Below are 21,482 nucleotides of genomic sequence, written 5' to 3' on the forward strand. Positions count from 1 at the left end.
CTTAGCGATATTATCCATCCTACCGCGCCATATCACCAAATGCTCATAATTGCCCAGTCAAATATTCAACTAAACCTAGTCCAAGTTGAGAACTGTAGTTTTTTAAAAGGGAACAGGGAACAGGGAACAGGGAACAGGGAACAGGGAACAGGGAACAGGGAACAGGGAACAGGAAGAGAGTTTTGGGCGATTTTACTTTTCTTCACATACCTTTAAATTTTTTGGTTCACCTACTTATACTGTTACGGTATAACCTTAACAATTAATAATTAATAATTAAGATAAATATCGCAACGAAAAATGGGCGACAATAGGTAATTTTGTCGCCGAAAAAGAGTTAATAGGCGCATATAGATCCCCCTAAAAAAGTAATAATTCAGGCTTCAGTTAATTGGATAAATTTTGGGACATAAGTTGAGATACCATCATTGGTTGTAAATGATGAAGCTGCCAAAAACTCAATATTTGTTCCCCGACTGGTTGAGGATAGAAATAATGAAAGAAATGATGTCCTTTCGGATATTCCCAAAGATGATCTTCCGGTTTAAAATATTTTAACCAGTTGTGTAATGCAGGTGAATCAACAATGGAATCATTTTTACTACCACATACCATCATCGGCATAGAAACTCCACCTTTAGGCAAATCAACCAACTTGAATAGAGAATGTGACAAGGGGGTTTGATCTAAATCTTTATCTAAAGCTGTCATCAGCTTTTTAGTAATATCATAAGGTTGTTTTCCAAAGAGATTGCGGACACTATTTGCTAATATTTGTTCACGACTAATAGTAAATAAATCTCTTTGGACATAATAGTGAGTGTGCCAAGTATGTGCAGGTTGAGAAGACACAGATAATAAAGTTAGCGATCGCACTTTTTCGGGATAGCGACGAGCAAATTCTAAAGCAATCACACCACCAGAACTATGACCAATTAAATGGATAGAATCAGTACAAGGTGTCAAAAATTCATTGAGTAAATCAACAGCTTCATCTAGAGAACTACCTTCATCTTTATCTTGATGGTACTCCCATTGAGCAATCTTCATATACTTAGATAAGTATTTTAATAATGGTTGATCAAACCTTGCTAAAGCCGGACTAGAAGTTAACCAGACAACATCAAAAATATCAGACATAAATATTCTCACAGAATAGGATAGAGGATAATAAGGAAGGTATAGGTAATCAAATTACCCACACCGTGATAACTAACAAATACAGAATCTTTTACAAACCAAATTCTTTCTTTAACTGAGACACCCAAGCTTTAATTCGTTGATCAGTTAAATCAGATTGGTTATCTTCATCCAGTGCTAAACCTACAAATTTGTCATTTTTTAAGGCTTTAGAATCATTAAAATCATAACCATCTTTTGACCAATAACCCACAGTTTTACCACCACGCTCAGAAATTTTCTCTTCTAAAATCCCCATTGCATCCTGAAAATTATCCCCATAACCAAGCTGATCACCAGTACCAAAATAAGCAACTAATTTTCCAGTAAAATCTATTTCATCAAGTTCAGGAAAAAAGCCTTCCCAATCACTTTGGAGTTCACCGATATTCCAAGTAGGACAGCCGATAATTAAACATTGATAAGCTTCTAAATCAGCAGCTTCAGCTTGGGAAATATCCTCAAGTGTCACCTCAACACTACCAAATTCATCCCGAATCATTTCCGCAGCAGATTCTGTTTTACCAGTTTGAGTACCGTAGAACAAACCAATTTTTTTCGACATTTTCACACCTACTGATTTACGAAAATAAACTACTATGAATTAACAGCAAGAAAGGACACAAAGTTACCTCACAATTAGTACCGCATGGCAAAATTAATTAGGACTTACGCAAGATTGAACTTAAAACCTAATTCTTGTGTAGGGGTAATTCATGAATTACCCCTACTTCCTGTTTTGCGTAAGTCCTGTTAATAATTAAAAATGCAGCTTAAGCAGGCTTTTAGCATTTTTAATCGTTGGTTAACTTCCGCCGTACTGTACTAGTCATGGTGTAATTTTGTGTGGGTGGGGGGAAATAGTAATGATGCTTACTTAACTTATTGATATAGATACTCAATAAGCTCTAAACAGATCATATCAGATTTATTGAGAGAAATTATCACTTGTGAAAGATGAATTTTTGTAAAATTTTAGTTATGACAATCCTATTGTCAAAAATTACTATCCTCTATATGGAGTAGATACCGCCATTTTTAGCTGTTTCTGACTCATTTTGAACATAAAAAGGAATTAACATTCAACAGTTAATAAATGCTTAATAACGGGTTGCATAAATAATTAGTAGCTCTTTTTTAAGAAAAATTTGTAATTAATATATAGAAAGAATTAATTTTTCGCTCCCCTTAAAAAGGGAAGCAAGTCGCTTGTGGAGGTGTATCTACACAGTTACAGCAGTAGGAGTTTTTTCCTGTTTTTGGAATGGGGGACGCATTTCCAAACCCAACAAATTCAACATTTCTCTGTCTGCATCATAATCAGGACAGGGAGTAGTTACCGTCAACATTTTGTTATCATCGCTGGAGAAGATGGAATTTGCACCAGCCATAAAACATAAAGCTTGTTCTACTTGAGAAAGTCTCGCTCTACCTGCACTTAATCGCACGTCAGATTTAGGCATAATAATTCTAGCAGTCGCAATCATCCGCACTACATCCCAAATGGGGACATCGGGTTGATTTTCTAAAGGTGTACCGGGAACTTGGGAAAGAATATTAATGGGTACAGATTCGGGATGAGGTTGTAAATTTGAGAGAGTATGTAACATTCCCACCCGATCTGCGACATTTTCCCCTAAACCCAGAATACCGCCCGAACATACGGTAACATTAGTTTGACGAACATTAGCAATGGTATTTAGGCGATCGCTATAAGTTCGAGTAGTAATTACAGTGCTGTAATATTCCTCTGAGGTGTCGAGATTATGGTTATAAGCATATAATCCCGCATCTTCCAAACGCTTGGCTTGGTTTTCTGTCAACATTCCCAAGGTACAGCATACTTCTAAACCCATCCCAGTTACATCCTTGACCATATCCAGGACTTCCTCAAATTGGGAATTATCCCGCACTTCTCGCCAAGCAGCACCCATACAAACCCGACTAACACCGCTTTCTTTAGCTGTTTTGGCAATATTCATCACTGTTGCTTTTTCTAACAATGCTTCGGGTTTTACCTCGGTTTTGTAGCGTGAAGATTGAGCGCAATAACCACAATCTTCTGGACAAGCACCGGTTTTAATGGAGATAAGCTTACAAACTTGTATTTGTTGCGGTTGATGATATTGACGATGTACAGTAGCAGCTTGATAAATTAGCTCCAGGAATGGTGTATTATATATTGTCAATATTTCTGTTGGTTGCCAATCGTAGCGTATTCCCACAGTGATGATCCTTTTTGTAGTCTTTGGGTGTAATGTTCAAATTAGTATAGCTGATACAAAATATTTAAATTTGAATATAAGTATATGAGTTCAGAGCCACCAATTCTGACAAGCGATCGCTTAATATTAAGAATGGCAGTTATGGAGGATATTCCCTACATACTCACATATTTTACTGAAAATAAAGAATACTTTACGCCATTTTATCCGATCTGGGATGAAAATTTTTTTACTGAAGAATATTGGCAGTATCAAGTAGAAACCAGTTTCTGGGAATTTTTTCACAACTATTCCTTAAAACTATTTATTTATCTTCAACACCAGCCGAGAAAAATTCTAGGAACTGCTAATTTTAGTAACTTCGTCTATAATGCTGCTCAATTTTGTCAATTAGGATATAGTTTAGCCGAATCTGCACAAGGTTATGGTTACATGACAGAAGCTTTATCTGTTTCTACTGAGTATATTTTTCAAGAATTAAATCTGCACCGAATTATGGCTAATTATATGCCACATAATCGCCGCAGCGGCAATGTTCTCAAAAGAGTTGGTTTTGTAGTCGAAGGATATGCTAGAGATTATTTAATGATTAATGGTCAATGGGAAGATCATATTCTGACAAGTTTAACAAATCCCCACTGGCGATCGCATTCATAATACTTCAGATCCCCGACTTCTTAGAAAAGTCTGGAATCTATACTCCTAGTCCGCCAGCTTTTTGTCTATTATTAAATCAGGACTTACGCAAAACCGAACGGAAGTAGGGGTAATTCATGAATTACCCCTACGCAAGAATCAGGTTTTGAATTCAATCTTGCGTAAGTCCTAAAATAAATATCAATTAAGCGTAATTATAATGACTCTGGATGAAACTGCCAATAACACCCATGCTAGTAATCCTTTACTTACCCTCAATTATGAATCAGCCATAGAATCTCTAGGTGATGATTACTATGATGAAGTTGTAGCCGAGGAATTCCCCCAGCATATTCTCCGTTGGCGCAATGATGCACTATTAACCCAGTTAGGACTTGATCCCCAAACGGTAAAAGACGAAGATTTTATTACCGCCTTTGGTAAATTTGAAGGACGAAAACCCCTCTTAGCCCTACGTTATCACGGTTATCAATTTGGACAATATAACTCTCAATTAGGTGACGGTAGAGGCTTTCTTTATGGACAAGTACGGGGTATTGATGGGGAATTATACGATTTTGGCACAAAAGGCTCTGGAAGAACCCCTTACTCGCGCGGTGGTGACGGTATGCTGACACTTAAAGGGGGAGTACGGGAAGTTCTCGCCGCTGAAGCACTTCATCGTTTAGGTGTTCGTACTTCTCGCTGTTTGAGTATGATTGAAACAGGTTTAGGACTGTGGCGTGGTGATGAACCTTCCCCAACTCGTTCTTCTGTAATGATCCGCATGAGTAAATCTCATATTCGTTTTGGTACATTTGAACGATTAAATTATTTTCAAAGGCCTGATTTAACCCAAAAATTGTTAGATCATGTAATTGAACAGTATTATCCCCATTTACAGGCTGAAAATGATAAATATGCCTTATTTTATGCCGAATTAGTCCAGCGTGTCGCGGAATTAGTAGCCCAATGGATGGGGGCGGGTTTTTGTCATGCAGTTTTGAATACTGATAATATGTCAATTACCGGGGAAAGTTTTGACTATGGACCCTATGCTTTTATTCCTACTTACGATCTCCAATTTACGGCTGCATATTTTGATCATTATAAACGTTATTGTTATAGTCAACAGCCAGGAATTTGTAAGTTAAATTTAGAGCTTTTACAAGAACCGTTAAAGGCGATAATTGATCAAAGTGATTTGGATAGTGCTTTATCTAAATTTGCTGAATATTATCAAGCTGAATATCGGGCTTTGATGTTGAAAAAATTGGGTTTTGCAGATTTACAATTAGCAGAAACTAATGAATTTTTGCGATTAACTATCACCTTTTTACATGATAGTCAAATTGGTTATCATCAATTCTTTGCTGATATGGCTAGTACATTTTCTAGTAAATGGCGAGATGATCCAGCTTTGGTAATGGATGGTTCAGAAATTATCCCCGCATTAGGAAAATCAGCAACATTCGATAATTGGTGTTTACTATATCATAAAATCCTCAATCATTTTGATCTAGATCAAATGGATAAAATTGGGAAAACCCTGATTGAATCTAACCCAAAAACAGCATTATTAAGACCTGTAATTGAATCAGTTTGGGAACGAATCACAGAAGATGATAATTGGCAACCTTTTTATGATTTAGTAGAAACACTAAAAACAGGAAAATAATTGCAATAAATATTATATCGCTCATAAAAGAGATGCTTACATCTCTTTTCTCTCTACCTCTGCGCCCTCTGCGTCTCTGCGGTTCGTTTCAAGAAATTGGGAATCTAAAATTACCAAAACTATGATCAGCATTAATTTCAATTACCAAATCAACCGCTGATGAATTAAGCAAAGGATTAATAAATAATTCTGGGTGTAAAGAACGCCAAAAATAATTAACAAACTCTTCTATTTCCGAATCAGTCATCCCTGATTTACCAGCAGCAATCATTTCTCTTTCTGCTTGCTTCCGCCATATTAGGGAATAACGGTAATCTGAAGGATACAAAACTATTAAACTATCCAACCTTTCCCACAGTGGTAAATAACTTTTAAGTTGATTATTGATATCATTAGCAAATTGTCTATCTGCGTCCGTAAGAATGGGTGGTGGTGCAGTTATGAACACACCGGGATCAATTGGTTTCACACCCACAAACCAGCCTTCAAACAGAACAATATCTATCGGATTTGTGATAACTTCAGAAGTAGTGCGATCGCCTGCACCACCATAAGCAGACTTATCAAATCTAGGAACTATCACAGGACACTTGCTTTGATGAATCTGATCGAGTACACTTAAAACTAGGTGAATATCGTGTGTTCCAGGCGGACCACGCCAAACTAGACGGGAATCTTGCTGCATTAAAGCCAAGCGATCGCTATAAGTTTTGTACAAATCATCTAAAGACAAACTTAACGTTCGATATCCCAAGTGCTGGAGAATCAAACCCAGTATCCTAGACATCGTAGTTTTACCAGTACCTTGTGCGCCTAAAATCCCCTGGATCAAAGGTTTCCCTAACTGTTGACGTTGTGCGGCAATTTTGATCCCCAAAGGTAGCCACAAATCCCACAATACCTGCAAAACTTCTTGGGGTTGGGTTTTGAGATTAGTTTGACAGAATTTACTAAAATCAGGCAAAACTAACTTCAGTAAATCTCCTCTCCTTTGTATAACTTCAGCTACGTTTTCAGGGGTAATATTAAACACCTTAGCTCGGAAAGGATCAGCCAAAGCTGCTGCTTGCGCCAATACTTGCCAAGATGTATCTGTAGTCAAAATTTTACTTAGCCACTCGCTACTCATAAAATTACGAACCCAGCTTAAAGGCTTCTAGAAATAGACTGTAGATAAAACCAACCTTGAGATAGTTAAGAGTTTCTACCCAAAATGCTTGTTTAGCAAAAAAGCTGCGGCTATAAAATATCCGACTGGTAACTTCAGTTAGTAGAACTAAAAATGCAGCTATCACAATGTCTAATACTGCCTGTTGTCCAGTGGTTGTTGATACTGCCGATCCCAAAAAAAACCCAAACAAAAAACTAATTAGTAGTAGTGATAACCGCCGCCAAGGATTAAGAAACCATTGACTCAATCTTCTGAAAATTGTTTCTAACAAGCTGTTCAGACGAGTGTTTTGCATGAGTGAAGAGACAGGTGATAAGTGATAGAATTGAAAGTCTTTTATTGACAACTGTTATACACGATTTCGCTGCATTTTCCAGAAGGAGAAACTCAATTAATTGATCTCATTCCCATCGGGGATCATCAGTAATCATTGGGTTTAGCCTAAAAAAATCTTATTTCTAAATCTATACCATTATGAAAAACTCCCTGTACCGCTATCGTTACTTCATTGTTGCTGTTTCCGTATTTGGATTGATGGGGATCATGACAGGATGCCTAAATAGGAGCATATCCTTTGATTCTCCAAATCCCGAAACAGGATTAACAATCCCAGAAGAAACCCCAACTATAGTTACAAACACTAGAATTAATGAGGATGAAATTAACTTAGATAGTACACCAACTGCATCAGTAGAATCAAGTAACCAAAATAGTGCATCTACTGTCTTAGCCTATCAATTGGAATCGGATAGTAAAACCAAGGCTATGGCTAAAGCAAATCCGGGGCTATCAGGATCACTCCGTATGAGCAACAAAACCACTCAACCAGTACGTCTAGCACTATTAGCCAGACAATCATCCCTCAAAAGTACCACTATCAATAACACTAAATCTCATATTCCTGCACATTGGGATTTTGCTCCTGAAGAAGGAAGTGAGACTGGACTAGTTTTATCCTTACCTCAAGGTAATTTAAAGCTAGAGAAGGGTAATATTTTAGTAGCCTTTGCTCAAGATGGTTCTCGGCGCTATTGGGGACCTTATGTCGTCGGGGAAACGTCTTCTCCCCAATGGAATCCACAAACTCAAGAATGGCAGTTGGTGTTAGAAGATAACTAATGGGTAATTGAGAGTAATTTTTTGGCTTTTTTTCTCCTTGAAGACTTACGCAAAATATCTCTGAAACCCTCCTTTCTATCCCTAACGGGACGCTATGGCTAACGCCACGCTCCGCGAACGCGAACGTGTCCTTCGTTCCTATCCCTGCGGGACGCTCCGCGAACGTGGTTCATTCTTCTTCTTCTTCTTCCTTCTTCTTACCTGTAACCTGTAACCTGTAACCTGTCACCTTCTTCTAGCCCTAAGTATGAATTCATGAGATTAAAACTAAGTGTTCCTCGTCAAGTAATTGACAATTGGTTCAAGAATTTAGAAGAAAGTCCAGCCCTGGCTGTGACTGTTGCCAGTCTGTGGTTATTGGTGATTGGTTGGATAGCTTTTGGTTGGAATTTGGGAAATATGGGCTTAATTGATGAAACTGAGCCGCTGTTTGCAGAAGCTTCTCGACAGATGCTGATTACAGGTGATTGGATAACTCCGTTTTTTAACGGTGAAACTCGATTTGATAAACCTGCTTTAATTTATTGGTGTCAAGCGATCGCCTACCATATCATAGGGGTGAATGAATGGGCAGTGCGTCTTCCCTCAGCATTGGCAGCAATGGGCGTAGTTGCTTTAGCGTTTTATACCGTCCAATGGCATTTTGCTAAACAAGACGAAGTAGAACAAGTCAAAAATTTGCCCCGACGTTACCTCACAGCCGCCATTGCCGCAGCTTTAATGGCACTCAACCCCGAAATGATGGTTTGGGGAAGAATCGGTGTCTCAGATATGTTACTCACTGGCTGTATAGGTTCATCTTTATTATGTTTTTTCTTGGGATATGCTCAAAATCATCCCCCCATCATCATTGCTAATTTTCGACTGCCCAATCAATGGTATTTAGCTTGTTATGTCTTAATGGCTGGGGCAATTTTAACTAAAGGTCCTGTAGGAATAGTCTTACCAGGATTAATTATGATTGCCTTTGGTTTATATTTAGGGAAATTTTGGGAACTTTGGCGAGAAATGCGGCCGATTTTAGGAATAGGGATAGTTTTATTCCTCTCAGTTCCTTGGTATGCCTTAGTAACTTGGCGCAATGGCTGGAATTTTATTAACGCCTTTTTTGGTTATCACAACATAGAACGGTTTACCGAAGTCGTTAATGGCCACTCAGCCCCATGGTATTTTTACTTTGTAGTCGTATTGCTGGGCTTTGCGCCTTATTCAGTATACATACCCGCTGCTTTAGCTAGAGTAAAATTTTGGCAGCGATCGCACTGGTTAAAACAAGAACGTTCCCAACATTTAGGTTTATTTGCCTGTTTTTGGTTTCTGGGTGTCTTTGGCTTTTTCAGCATCGCTGTTACCAAACTACCCAGCTATGTATTACCCTTAATGCCAGCAGCGGCGATTCTCGTAGCATTATTCTGGAGTGATCTTTTTCCCAGTTCACAACCTCTCCAATCTTTACGCATCAGTGCTTGGGTAAACGTAGCCTTTTTGACAGTAGTGGCGATCGCCCTATATAATCTCACCCAAATCGCTGGACCTGATCCCGCAGCACCTGAATTATATGTACAAATGGAGAAATCAGGAATACTGAAATTTGGAGGCATAATTTGGTTGTTATCTGCCATCATTACTGCCAGCTTAATATTAAGTTACCGTTATCGGCAGATCATCACAATTAATTTAGTCGGATTTATAGCCTTTATTGCTATTGCCTTAATGCCTGCTGTTAGCATCATGGATCAACAGCGTCAGTTACCTTTAAGAGAATTATCAACCCTAATTGTTGAATCCAAACAACCCAATGAAGAAGTAATTATGGTTGGTTTCAAAAAACCCACCGTCACTTTCTACACCCAACAACTAATTAATTACATCCCATCGTCCCCACAAGTTTTAGAATATATTCAAAAGCAAGAATCCCAACCAACTAGACCACAATCATTATTAATCTTAGTTGAACAGGAAAAACTCCGAGAAATGGAATTACCACCCGATAATTACAAAAGCCTACATAGTAAAGGAGCTTATCATCTCATCCGCTTTCCTCTAAAAACAGTTCAAAAGGACAAATCAAACATATCTTAAACTATAAGAAGGGAACAGGGAACTGGTAATTGGTAATTGGTAATAACAATCTAGTTCTCATCCTGTACATCCTTAAATCCTGGATATCCTGATTCTGACAATTTTAGGAACTTCCCTGCTTATAATTAGCTAACGCTTGATTCACCTGAATTAATAACTCTTCCATAGAAATAGAACGGGGTAATACTTGAGTAGCAATTCCATTCAATACCGTCCCTAAAGAAGATGTATATTTCCGCTGACGAGATTTTTCACCATTTCCATAATTAGCCTGATTTAATTTTTGGTCAAGTACCAAAATAGGAGGCAATCTCAATGGTAAATCAGCCAAGGATTCTAAAGCTTTTTGAACTTCATTATTAATTGCAGTTTCGTGCAAACAAATTAAAAGTAAATCAACACTTTTATAACTAACTTGTTGCAAAACTTCCGACCAACAACTAGCAATAGAAGCTCTAAACCCAGCAGTTTGTAAGTATTGAATTAAAGCTTGAAACCACTCGTACCCTCGATTACCTGGCTCATCTTTAAACTTGAGAGCAGAATTTTTAATAGATTGATAATTTTTACCGAGACTGCGATTTATCTTGGGTAAATCATTGAGCATAGTTACATCTACCACTAAAATATTTAGTGGACAACGAATACCAGCAGCAATTTGTAATACAGATGACAAAGCATCTCCTTGATGACTATGACTATTATTTTCTTGATTCAAAGGAGTTAAACAAGGAAATACACACAATCCTGGTATTTGGGAAGCCGCTAAAGTAGTAGCAACATCACAAGTTACCAAGGGTAAAGTTGCCAATCGCTGGTGTTTGCTTAATTGTTGTAAATAAGTGTGAGCAGTAGAAATCTGCATATCTAGTAATACCACATCAAACTGCCAAACTCTTGCTAACAAATCCGCCTGATCTAAATCATCTACTTCAATCACCCGATGTTCTCGCAGGGAAGGATAGAGATTAATCGCCTCTAATTCTGGATTTACCAACCTCAGAATTCGTAGGGGAATATTTTGGGGATTGAGATCATTATTTTTCATTTCCAAAAGCTGAACTTCTGAAGACGTTGATAATTGTTCTAAGAGTGATGCTAATATTTGATGTTTGATTGGTAAGCTTAAAAATCCATCCGCCTGTTTAGTAAATGCTTGCTCTTTTTCTGCTGCTGTCGCCGTAACAACGACATGAATATGACAAGTTAAACTATCAGATTTCAGTAAAGTCAGGACATCCCAACCAGATAGTAAAGGTAATAAAGGATTCAGAAAAATAGCTTTTGGTTGCAAACGTCGAGCTTTTTCTAGTGCCTCAGTTCCGGATCTAGCAATGACTACACGATAACCTAAACCTTTGAGTTGTTCAGTTAATTCCTCAATATATTGGGCTACCGCTTCCACTACCAACACCAATCTTTGGGAGGATTTAGGCTGGTATTGTAAGGAATTATTCAGACTGTGATGGGAAGAATTGGGAGTATTGCCTATTTCTCTCTCTGTTAGTGCGATATCTTCAGAATCAGTAAAACTGGTTTTTGGTGGACTTGGCGGTAACAGCAGGGTAAACTGACTACCTTTACCCTCACGAGATAAGAAACTAACATCTCCACCATGTAAACGAGCCAAGGCTCTGGTTAAGACTAAACCTAAACCTGTTCCTTCAAACTGACGAGTAAGGGGATTTTCTAATTGCTGGAATTTTTGGAAAATTAAATGTTGTTGTTGTTCAGGAATACCAATTCCTGTATCCCAGACAGTAAAAGCAATCCAACCCTCCCAACGGCTTACCCTTAACCCAATTTCCCCAGATATTTCTGTGAATTTAAAGGCATTGGAAAGTAAATGTACCAGCATCTGCCGCAAACGTAATTCATCTGCTACCATCTGCTCTAAACCTGGTTCAATAGTCAGGCTAAATTGGTGGTTAGATAAATTTTGATTTTCTGATTTGGATAATTGTTTAGTTTTGTTAGTTTGATTATGAATGTTGTTAACTTCTGACAAAGCCCGTTCACAGACTACTTGAATTTGCACGGGGGTAAGGGTGAGTTCCATTTGTCCTGTTTCCATTCGAGTCAAATCTAAAATATCATTGACCACGCTCATTAAATGTCTGCCACTTTGATGAATTAGTCCAGCATAGCGGGTCTGACGTTCATTTAGTTGTCCTAATTGTTGATCTATAAGTAGTCGAGATAGTCCCAATACTGCTGTCAGCGGTGTTTTTAGTTCATGACTAATGCAAGCTAAAAATTCATCTTTTAACCGATTGAGTTGAATTAAATCGGCATTTTTGGCAGCCAATTCTTTGCAAAGTTGTTGTTGTTCAGTTACGTCTGTGGCTAATATTAGCCATAGTTCTTCTGTATTCGGTGGTATTTCTGACTCGGAAACCCAAATTTTCAACTCACTACTATCCAAGGGAACTTTTGCAAACTGCCAAACTCGTTCTTGACCATTTTTGATTTCGACTACACAAGTACAAATGCCCAATTTTGTATCTAAAACACAGCGATTAGAACCACTATTGATACTTAGGGGCGGTTCTTGGAGAAATGGTACAACTGATGGTGAATGGGGTGAAAAAACCGTTGGGGAAATACTTTTTCTCTGGGCTGTGAAAGTATTTAGTTGTTGATTTTCTTGACCATTGGCATAAACATAAGCCGATTGTTGAACATGGGTCGGAGCAAGTATAGTTTCTACCTGTTTCCTAATTCCTTCTAGGTCTTTTAATACTCCTAGTTGTTGCCACCAAGCGGGATTCTGGGTAACTACCTCACCATGACTCGTTTGTAACATCATTGGCCAGGGTAATCGCGCCAATAAATGGACTATAGATTTGTGAATTTTTGGCTGGCTTTTATTAGCGTTATTATGCGTGCAATTTACTTTTTCATTGGTTGAGTTAATGGGAATTTTCTTTTTAGCTAACAACTGGAAGAGATGTAGAGTATTCAGTATTCCCAAATATTTACCATCTGAGTCAACTAGCACCCAATCTAAGTTTCTTTGTTGTTGAGTTTCTGGATATTTTAAAGATAAGCTAAATTCTTCCAGACTCTGTGCGGCTGGTATGGTTTGTATTGGCTCTATTAAGGATTTATCCACTGTTGAGAGTGGTTGCTGTAAATTTAGAAGATAGTCATCCGTCGTGGCTGCTAATAATTGTGGTAACAATCGAGCAGAGTATAACAATCCAATTGGAAGTTGTTGTGAATTGACTACTACCAAGCGATCGCACTGTTCTTCGGCAAAAATATCCAGCACTGCTGCTAGATTATTCGTTTCTAAGCAGATTGGTACAGTTGCTAGAAGTTCATAAAGCGTATACTGTAGCATTGATATAAGTCCTCGGTGGTCATTCTTCTTGTGATCAACTCCGGCATCACCATCAGCACTTGGTTTAGATGGTCTTCAAGCCTGAAGCAATATTCTCCAAGAATATTTAGAATGGCTACGCCACGCTACGCTATCAGCGATTCTGGTTACAATTGACAAACCGCTCAAACTAGGGGTTTCATCTCGACCTACACTGTCTCAAAGCCAATCACCAATAATTTTGACCCTCATGGTGCTTGCTGTTATTTCTATTCTCAGCAAGTAACCATTGTCACCAACTTAGTGCTGGTATTGAAAGTCATCATTTTTTATAGTGACAACTACAACAATTATGGCGCTAAAGATTCGCTTTAGAACCTTGAGGAATTATAATGATTTAAATTGCGACAATTCTTTAAGTTCGTTTAAGTATCTTATCAAGGAGTGAAATAATGTAATCTATCTTCCGCTAGATATGCTGATACACATTGTCAATGATCCATACTTCTCCTAGATTAAATGCTACACAAAAGTCTAATGAAGTACACACCAATTTATTCCCTATTCCCTGTTCCCTGTTTCCTGTTCCCTAAAACTAAAGAACTTTGTACCTCACGAGCATGGGAACTGCTATATATAAGTCATTCTACTTACCTGAGTAATTAGACTTAGTTATTGGTTTATATATCTTACTCTCAACGGTTCATGATCTCTAAATAGTAGATGTTAGTACCTATATTGCTTTTACAAACAAATATAAAACAAATTCTTGATAGACCATTTCCACAAGAGAAGCACAAAAGTTTAGTTTCTCAAACGTGGAATTTTATTGATAGCCTGGTAACTCAATGGTACTGGCAGCCAGTTGTTACCACACTTAGTAACATATATTATTTGCCTCACTGTCAGCAAGAAAATTCTCATCAAAAATTAGATCATCAAGATGATGTTGATTTATTTGCTTTTGGACAGGAGAGGAAACCACAAATTTTTCAAGATATGACGGCTACTGAAAAAAAGGAACTTCTAGAAGAACTTAAATCAGATTACCGTCAAATTATTATAAATTATTTTATCAGTGACAAAGCATTAAAAGAAAAAATTGATAAATTTATCAATGCCTTATTTTATGCTAGTATTCCTATGCCACAAATTATAGAAATGCACATGGAAGTCATTGACGAATTTGCCAAGCAACTAAGACTAGAAGGTAGAAGCGATGAAACATTGCTAGATTACCGTTTGACATTAATAGATATTTTGGCACATCTTTGTGAAGTCTATCGGTGTTCTATTGCTAAAATCACTTAAAATACCGCAAAGTAGAATTTCTATTTGCATTCATGGTGAATAAAAACCTGAGTGTACATCAAATCATTTGCTTTTTTATCTTTCTTAGGAGTTTATATTTTGTATGAATCAAGCCAAAAAAACCTATGTTCTCAAGCTTTATGTAGCAGGAAATACTCCTCACTCCGTGCGGGCATTAAAAACACTCAAAAATATCTTAGATCAAGAATTTCAAGGTGTTTATGCCTTAAAAGTAATTGATGTCCTGAAAAACCCCCAATTAGCCGAAGAAGATAAAATCCTAGCCACACCAACATTATCAAAAATTTTGCCCCCACCGGTGCGAAAAATTATTGGTGATTTAACAGATAGAGAAAGAGTATTAATTGGATTGGATCTGCTTTATGAAAAACTGAGTGAAGAAGATGACAAAGATTAGCATAAAATATTTATTTAATTATTAAAAATGATTAAAAAATTTCTTGATTTTAAAAAACTGGGTTGAATATCCATATTAGATAAACCATGACTAAAAAAGAGCAACCTGAACAAAAAAATATATCTATTGGTGGTGTAGAAAAAATTCGCACAATGATCGAGGGCTTTGACGATATCAGTCATGGCGGGTTGCCTGTTGGTAGAACTACCTTAGTCAGCGGTACTTCTGGGACAGGCAAAACTTTATTATCGCTTCAATTTCTTTTTAATGGCATCACTTGTTTTGATGAAGCAGGAGTATTTGTCACCTTTGAAGAATCACCTACTGACATTATTAAAAATGCTCGTAGTTTCGATTGGAACTTACAACATTTAATTGATGAAGGTAAATTATTTATTCTGGACGCATCTCCTGATCCCGAAGGTCAAGATATTGTCGGTAATTTTGATTTATCTGCCCTAATTGAACGGTTACAGTATGCCATTCGTAAATATAAAGCCAAACGGGTTTCCATTGATTCCATGACGGCGGTATTTCAACAATATGAAGCTGTAGGAGTAGTCCGCCGCGAGATTTTTCGGTTAGTAGCACGTCTTAAACAATTGAATGTGACGACAATCATCACAACAGAACGGGGTGAAGAATATGGAGCAGTAGCATCTTTTGGAGTCGAAGAATTTGTTTCCGATAATGTAGTCATTGTTCGCAACGTTTTAGAAGGAGAACGCCGTCGTCGAACTATTGAGATTCTCAAATTACGAGGGACAACTCACATGAAAGGCGAATATCCCTTCACTATTACTAATGAAGGCGTAAATATATTCCCCTTGGGTGCAATGCGCTTAACACAGCGTTCTTCCAATGTGCGGGTATCTTCTGGGGTGAAAATTCTCGATCAAATGTGTGGCGGTGGTTTCTTTAAAGACTCGATTATTTTAGCCACAGGAGCAACAGGTACGGGGAAAACTTTATTAGTAAGTAAGTTTCTTCAAGATGGCTGCATTGGTGGTGAAAGAGCAATATTATTTGCCTATGAAGAATCTCGCGCCCAACTTTCGCGCAATGCTTCTTCCTGGGGGATTGATTTTGAAGAATTAGAACATCAAGGGTTATTGAAAATAATTTGTACCTATCCAGAATCTACTGGTTTAGAAGATCATTTACAAATTATTAAATCAGAAATATCTCATTTTAAACCCAGCCGTATTGCAATTGATTCACTGTCAGCTATGGCTAGAGGTGTTAGTAATAATGCTTTTCGTCAGTTTGTAATTGGTGTTACAGGTTATGCCAAACAAGAAGAAATTACTGGTTTCTTCACTAATACCACAGACCAATTTATGGGTTCTCATTCTATTACTGACTCCCATATCTCAACAATTACAGACACAATTTTGATGTTGCAATACGTAGAGATTCGGGGCGAAATGTCGCGGGCAATTAACGTATTTAAAATGCGGGGTTCTTGGCATGATAAGGGAATTCGTGAATATAACATTACGGCAGATGGACCTGATATTAAAGATTCCTTCCGTAACTATGAACGAATTATCAGTGGTGCGCCTACTCGCGTTAGTATAGATGAAAAGGCAGAACTTTCTCGGATTGTCAAACGTTTTGAAGACAAATCGAGTTCTGATGTTTAAAATAGAGTATGGTGCGATATTCCTTCCCAAATCTTAGTATCGTGCTATATTCTGTGGTGAAGACAAGTATTCTGCCGCCAAATTGATTTTTTTTGTGTGAGGGGATGCGGTGAAAGGACAGCAATTATTCCATAGTATTTTACCTGGTGTTACAGCAGCGGTATTAACAACCCAGCCCGCTTGGGCTAATGTTGTGAAAGTGAATGGTGTACAGCTAGTGTCTTCTTCTAGTGCGGTGGTTTCTACCAATGGTAAAAATTCCCTGACAGACAATAGCTTCTTACCCAAAAGTAACCCAGCATTATTACCTGCTAATTATTTCAGTCAAGGTAGGGTAAAACCTGTTGCCAACAACAGTTTACCTATAGTCATGGCTGAAAATAATCTCAGCATTGAGCAAAAAAAATTATCTAAACAAGATGAAGTCAGATTTGTAAATTTTTCAGCTTTATCAAATAGTAATTTACCGAGTGTTAATGATCAAAAATTAGTTAGTTCTGAATGGCTCACGCTCCCAGAAGGTGAACAGCAATTAGCCAGCAGTGATGTGATGGTGACAAAGTTACTAGAAGCTAATCAGTGTCCACAAAACAAGAGTCAGGCAACTTTGCTACTGGCTTCTAATCGCTGTCTATCTAAAAATACTACTGGTTGGCTGGCGCAAACAACTGTGCCGACTACATCAGATTCAGTTGCACCTACTCCTGAGGAAAATGTACCAGTTGCACCTAATCAGTCTGTAGATTTCTCTAATATTCCAGATAATTTGAATCCTAGCCCTAATCCACTACTATTTCCGACACAGGCAGAAGAAGTAAAGGTTCAGGGAAATCAGCCAATTAGTTTGTCTCAGGCTTTGGAATTGGCTAAACGAAATAATAATGATTTACAGGTGTCTATATTGCAACTGGAACGGAGTAAATCGGTTCTCCGTGAAGCTCAGGCGGCTTTATTGCCCAGTGTGGATTTGAGTGCTGATATTACAAATAGTCGTAGTGTTGGTAGTACACTACAATTTGATCAAGCTAGGCAGACAAATCCTCTGGTAGGTGATCCTCCATCTAATACGGCATTCAGTGGAACTGCACAGTTAAGATATGATTTATACACTTCTGGTAGACGCAATGGGGCTATTAAAGAGGCTGAAGAACGGATACGTGTGCAGGAGTTGGATGTAGAAAGGCAGTCTGAAGAAATTCGTTTAAATGTGTCCAGGTCTTATTATGACTTGCAACAAGCTGATGAGCAGGTAAGGATTTCTCAGTCAGCAGTGGAGAATGCTCAGGCGAGTTTGCGAGATGCAGTGGCTTTAGAACGGGCTGGTGTGGGAACTCGTTTTGATGTGTTGCGATCGCAGGTGAATTTAGCCAACGCCCAACAAGACTTAACTACAGCCTTTTCTCAACAACAAATTGCCCGCCGTCGGTTAGCACCCCTATTAAATTTACCGCAGTCAGTCAGTATTAGCGCCGCTGATCCTGTCAAACTAGCAGGTTTATGGCAGCATCCACTAGAAAAAAGTATCATCTTAGCCTATCAAAATCGTCCTGAACTACAACAAAACTTAGCACAACGCAATATTAGTGAGGCACAAAGAAGACAAGCATTAGCAACTTTGGGTCCACAAGTGAGTTTAGTGGCTAGGTATAACTTGTTAGATCAGTTTGATGATGGAACTAGCGTCAGTGATGGTTATTCATTGGGAGTACAAGCAACCCTAAATTTATATGACGGGGGAGCAGCAAGAGCAAGAGCAGCCCAATCTAAAACTAACATTGCGATCGCTGAAACTCAATTTTCTGAACAACGCAACCAAATCCGCTTCCAAGTAGAACAAGCATATTCCACCCAGGCATCAAACCTAGAGAATGTGCAAACTGCTAATGCAGCTTTAGAACAAGCTAGAGAATCTCTACGATTAGCCCGGTTAAGATTCCAAGCTGGTGTAGGGACTCAAACTGATGTTATTAACGCAGAAAATGACCTCACCCGTTCCGAAGGTAATCGCATCAGAGCAATTTTAGAGTACAACCGCGCTCTCACTGAATTGCAAAGATTTGTTACGTCTAGAGGCTTGAATCAGTTAGAGGGGGAAGTTAACAGGTAACAGGTGACAGGTGACAGGTGACAGGTGACAGGTGGCAGGGGAGCAGGGGAGCAGGGGAGCAGGGGAGAAAAATCTTCTTTTGCAACTGACAACTGACAACTGACAACTGACAACTGACAAATCACCAATCACCAATCACCAATCACCAATCACCAATCCTTAATGGTGTAAAATAGTCTTCAAAACCTGGGCTAGTCAAAAAATTATGGCTAAAGTCACATCACAAGAGATTGCAAAGTTTCGTTCTCAGTTGGTAGATGATCCTCAAGCTATGGAAGCATTAGACTTGATAGAGGATTGCGATGGAGATTTAGAAGATGCGGTAATGACTCTGGCTATTAAAGCCGGACAACAACCAGAACAAACTAATTCCGAATGGTTAGATGCTTTAGCTAAAAAATGGCGGGCGGCCATTTGTGAACAAGAATATCGAGGCGACTTGTTAAATGGGTCAATTCAAGAGATGATAGTACATCTGAGGACAATACCGACATTTCCCAAAAGTCTGGCTACACCCGTCTTGATTTATATTCTTCAACAAGGTGTGAATAACTTTTGTGAGCCATTGGATTTGCTCAAATCACATCAGTCCTGAGTTGTAAATATACTCGTAGGTCAACTTTAATTTAAATATTACTTTAAAATTAATGAATTATCTTGTTGCAGTATTACCAGATCGCATCCAAGCCGAAGCCGCTGATTTAGCATTAGAAAGAGAAGGCATAAATGGCACTATTCTCGGTAGAGGGTACAAAAGTGCTGACGAGTTTGGTTTAATTGATCCCAAAGAACAAGCGAAAAAACAAGTAAAGTTAATGGCAACTTGGTTAATACCATTTGGCTTTTTTTCCGGTTTTACCTTCAGTTTAATCACAGGTTTAGATACTTTTGCTTGGGCGGGAGAAATTGGCAATCATGTAGTTGGCGGCATTCTTGGGGCTGGTAGTGGTGCAATGGGTAGCGTATTTGTAGGTGGTGGTGTTGGTTTATTTGAAGGTGGTGGTGATGCTTTACCATATCGCAATCGGTTGGATGCAGGTAAGTATTTAATTGTGGTTCAGGGTTCGGAAACTCTAACTCGTCAAGCTACCCGTATTTTACGTCAGTTTGAACCAGAAAATATTCAAGGTTATGCAGAAACTAATTAATTGGTGATTGGTGATTGGGTAATTTCTTTATTCTGAACTCCTGTACGGGCGAAGCATTCGGGCGATAAATTATCCATTTTTGTCTAAGGATATTTTCCGAATGCTTCGCCCCTACGACTTCTTAACTCCTGACTCTTAAATTCCATGCTACCTAGAGAAGAACTTTTAAAAGGTGTTGAAAACCGCGATACTATTGCCCGTGTGATTGATCAGGCAGATCAAGCTATTAAGACGTGGGAAGTGGTATTTACAGATTTTTTGTCTCCGCCGGAGTTAGCGGAAATTCAACGGGTATTTAGCCGCTTAACAGAAGTGCATTTGGTAGCTTGGGGTGGATATCCTCAAGCAGAAAGACAAAGGTTAGCGATCGCTCGTTCTGATTTACCATTAGATCAATCTCAAGTTGCTATCAATGCTTTAGAAATTGCTGGTAATTTCTTGTTTGATACTGCAAATCACCGGGATTTTTTAGGCGCAATGTTGGGAACAGGGATTGTGCGCGAAAAAACGGGAGATGTGATTGTATTGGGGGAAAGAGGGGCGCAGGTGATTGTTGTACCTGAATTGGTAGAATTTTTAGAGATGAGTTTAAAACAGGTGCGTTCTGTACCAGTGAAAACTCAACGCATTGATATGAGTGAGTTAAAAATCCGCGAACCGAAGAAGAAGGAAATGACGACTGTGGAGGCTTCTTTGCGGTTAGATGCGGTTGCTTCTGCTGGGTTTGGAATGTCCCGCAGTAAAATGGTGGATTTAATTGACTCTAATGATGTGCGTGTCAATTGGAAGGAAGTCACTCAAGCCAGTTCCCACGTTAAATCAGGGGATTTAATCGCTATTCGCGGAAAAGGGCGGTTGGAAGTTGGGGAAATTGCGGTTACGAAAAAGGATCGTTATCGGGTGCAATTGACTAGATATATGTAGGATGGAATTTTGGTTTTAGTGGTTGACAAATTATATTTTATATGCTATCTTAATAATCTATGTCATTAGGGACGGTTAGCTCAGGTGGTTAGAGTACATCGTTGACATCGATGGGGTCGTTGGTTCGAGTCCAATACCGTCCATATTTTTATCTGTGAGTTGTCCGCTAAAGTGTGATTTCAAGTTTGAAATTGCCGCAACGGCAAGATGATGGTTGAAAAAGAGATGCAATTAAATTTTTTTTTAGCTCAACAATCATTCAAGCTGGGTGAAACAGAAAAATTAGATTTTGCTTGCTGTAACATAGTACCAACCTGTTTGTATCTCAGATATCCAGGCTTAGTCATTAGTTTAGATACACGAGCTTCCGAAGAGTACATACTAGTACATAACGGCGTAAATCAACCAACCATTAAAAATTCTCAAGAAGCTTGTATCATCTGCTTTTTTAATTTTTAATTCCGAGAAAGCGGTACTAGTTATCCTGAACCTGAATTCAAGCGTATTTGAAAC

General features: G+C 38.4%; 18 protein-coding genes, 1 tRNA gene and 1 pseudogene. 14 read left to right on the forward strand and 6 right to left on the reverse strand.

Features of this window, described 5'->3' with window-relative positions:
- Positions 1 to 216, forward strand: a pseudogene (locus tag FJR38_RS27820) (hypothetical protein); the annotation flags it as partial.
- A 171-nt stretch (positions 217 to 387) separates the two neighbouring features.
- Here the strand turns inward: FJR38_RS27820 and FJR38_RS19880 are convergent.
- The 3 genes from FJR38_RS19880 to bioB all read right to left on the reverse strand — a co-directional run bounded on the left by FJR38_RS19880 (position 388) and on the right by bioB (position 3,404).
- Positions 388 to 1,140: an alpha/beta fold hydrolase gene (locus tag FJR38_RS19880; RefSeq protein WP_168538935.1), complete on the reverse strand. Its 753-nt coding sequence runs from the start codon at positions 1,138 to 1,140 to the stop codon at positions 388 to 390.
- A gap of 91 nt (positions 1,141 to 1,231) precedes the next feature.
- Positions 1,232 to 1,744 (reverse strand): flavodoxin FldA, encoded by a 513-nt coding sequence (fldA, locus tag FJR38_RS19885; protein WP_168490687.1) that lies wholly within the window; start codon positions 1,742 to 1,744, stop codon positions 1,232 to 1,234.
- Between the two features lie 658 nt (positions 1,745 to 2,402).
- On the reverse strand, positions 2,403 to 3,404 hold the full coding sequence (gene bioB / locus FJR38_RS19890; RefSeq protein WP_174763483.1) for a biotin synthase BioB: 1,002 nt from the start codon (positions 3,402 to 3,404) through the stop codon (positions 2,403 to 2,405).
- Positions 3,405 to 3,488: 84 nt separating this feature from the next.
- Here bioB and FJR38_RS19895 point away from each other — a divergent pair, with 84 nt between their 5' ends.
- Positions 3,489 to 4,061 carry a GNAT family N-acetyltransferase gene (locus FJR38_RS19895; RefSeq protein ID WP_168490685.1) on the forward strand — a complete coding sequence of 191 codons (573 nt, stop codon included), beginning with the start codon at positions 3,489 to 3,491 and terminating at the stop codon, positions 4,059 to 4,061.
- A gap of 199 nt (positions 4,062 to 4,260) precedes the next feature.
- Positions 4,261 to 5,718, forward strand: coding sequence for a YdiU family protein (locus FJR38_RS19900; RefSeq protein ID WP_168490684.1), 1,458 nt, complete (start codon positions 4,261 to 4,263; stop codon positions 5,716 to 5,718).
- 88 nt (positions 5,719 to 5,806) lie between these two features.
- Here FJR38_RS19900 and FJR38_RS19905 read toward each other — a convergent pair whose 3' ends face one another.
- Entirely contained in the window at positions 5,807 to 6,847 is a 1,041-nt protein-coding gene (locus FJR38_RS19905) for a glycerate kinase (RefSeq protein ID WP_168538937.1), read from the reverse strand.
- A 4-nt stretch (positions 6,848 to 6,851) separates the two neighbouring features.
- Positions 6,852 to 7,184 carry a DUF565 domain-containing protein gene (locus FJR38_RS19910; RefSeq protein ID WP_168490682.1) on the reverse strand — a complete coding sequence of 111 codons (333 nt, stop codon included), beginning with the start codon at positions 7,182 to 7,184 and terminating at the stop codon, positions 6,852 to 6,854.
- Between the two features lie 179 nt (positions 7,185 to 7,363).
- On the opposite strand from FJR38_RS19910, the gene FJR38_RS19915 reads away from it, so the two are divergent.
- Positions 7,364 to 8,008, forward strand: a complete 645-nt coding sequence (locus FJR38_RS19915; protein WP_168538939.1) for a hypothetical protein — start codon at positions 7,364 to 7,366, stop codon at positions 8,006 to 8,008.
- A gap of 255 nt (positions 8,009 to 8,263) precedes the next feature.
- Positions 8,264 to 10,090, forward strand: coding sequence for a glycosyltransferase family 39 protein (locus FJR38_RS19920; RefSeq protein ID WP_168538941.1), 1,827 nt, complete (start codon positions 8,264 to 8,266; stop codon positions 10,088 to 10,090).
- Positions 10,091 to 10,193: 103 nt separating this feature from the next.
- Here the strand turns inward: FJR38_RS19920 and FJR38_RS19925 are convergent, their stop codons facing one another.
- The gene (locus tag FJR38_RS19925) at positions 10,194 to 13,436 is read right to left on the reverse strand and encodes an ATP-binding protein (RefSeq protein WP_174764059.1); all 3,243 of its coding nucleotides are present in this window, start codon (positions 13,434 to 13,436) and stop codon (positions 10,194 to 10,196) included.
- A 702-nt stretch (positions 13,437 to 14,138) separates the two neighbouring features.
- On the opposite strand from FJR38_RS19925, the gene FJR38_RS19930 reads away from it, so the two are divergent.
- The 9 genes from FJR38_RS19930 (at position 14,139) to FJR38_RS19970 (ending at position 21,428) form a co-directional block, all read left to right on the forward strand.
- Positions 14,139 to 14,726, forward strand: a complete 588-nt coding sequence (locus FJR38_RS19930) for a KaiA family protein (protein ID WP_168538943.1) — start codon at positions 14,139 to 14,141, stop codon at positions 14,724 to 14,726.
- A gap of 103 nt (positions 14,727 to 14,829) precedes the next feature.
- The gene (kaiB, locus tag FJR38_RS19935) at positions 14,830 to 15,144 is read left to right on the forward strand and encodes a circadian clock protein KaiB (RefSeq protein WP_168538945.1); all 315 of its coding nucleotides are present in this window, start codon (positions 14,830 to 14,832) and stop codon (positions 15,142 to 15,144) included.
- Between the two features lie 86 nt (positions 15,145 to 15,230).
- Positions 15,231 to 16,790: a circadian clock protein KaiC gene (gene kaiC / locus FJR38_RS19940; protein ID WP_168490675.1), complete on the forward strand. Its 1,560-nt coding sequence runs from the start codon at positions 15,231 to 15,233 to the stop codon at positions 16,788 to 16,790.
- A gap of 109 nt (positions 16,791 to 16,899) precedes the next feature.
- Positions 16,900 to 18,897: a TolC family protein gene (locus FJR38_RS19945; protein ID WP_168538947.1), complete on the forward strand. Its 1,998-nt coding sequence runs from the start codon at positions 16,900 to 16,902 to the stop codon at positions 18,895 to 18,897.
- A gap of 205 nt (positions 18,898 to 19,102) precedes the next feature.
- Positions 19,103 to 19,492, forward strand: a complete 390-nt coding sequence (locus FJR38_RS19950; RefSeq protein WP_168538949.1) for a hypothetical protein — start codon at positions 19,103 to 19,105, stop codon at positions 19,490 to 19,492.
- Positions 19,493 to 19,544: 52 nt separating this feature from the next.
- A complete protein-coding gene (locus FJR38_RS19955; protein WP_168538951.1) occupies positions 19,545 to 20,045 on the forward strand; it encodes a hypothetical protein in 501 nt (166 codons plus the stop codon).
- 144 nt (positions 20,046 to 20,189) lie between these two features.
- Positions 20,190 to 20,969, forward strand: coding sequence for a photosystem II S4 domain protein (locus FJR38_RS19960; RefSeq protein ID WP_168538953.1), 780 nt, complete (start codon positions 20,190 to 20,192; stop codon positions 20,967 to 20,969).
- Positions 20,970 to 21,038: 69 nt separating this feature from the next.
- Positions 21,039 to 21,112 (forward strand) — tRNA-Val (locus FJR38_RS19965).
- Positions 21,113 to 21,194: 82 nt separating this feature from the next.
- Entirely contained in the window at positions 21,195 to 21,428 is a 234-nt protein-coding gene (locus FJR38_RS19970; protein WP_168538955.1) for a hypothetical protein, read from the forward strand.
- Positions 21,429 to 21,482 lie beyond the last annotated feature (54 nt).

The organism is Anabaena sp. UHCC 0253, assembly GCF_009712085.1.
In the GTDB taxonomy this organism is placed as follows: Bacteria; Cyanobacteriota; Cyanobacteriia; order Cyanobacteriales; family Nostocaceae; genus Dolichospermum.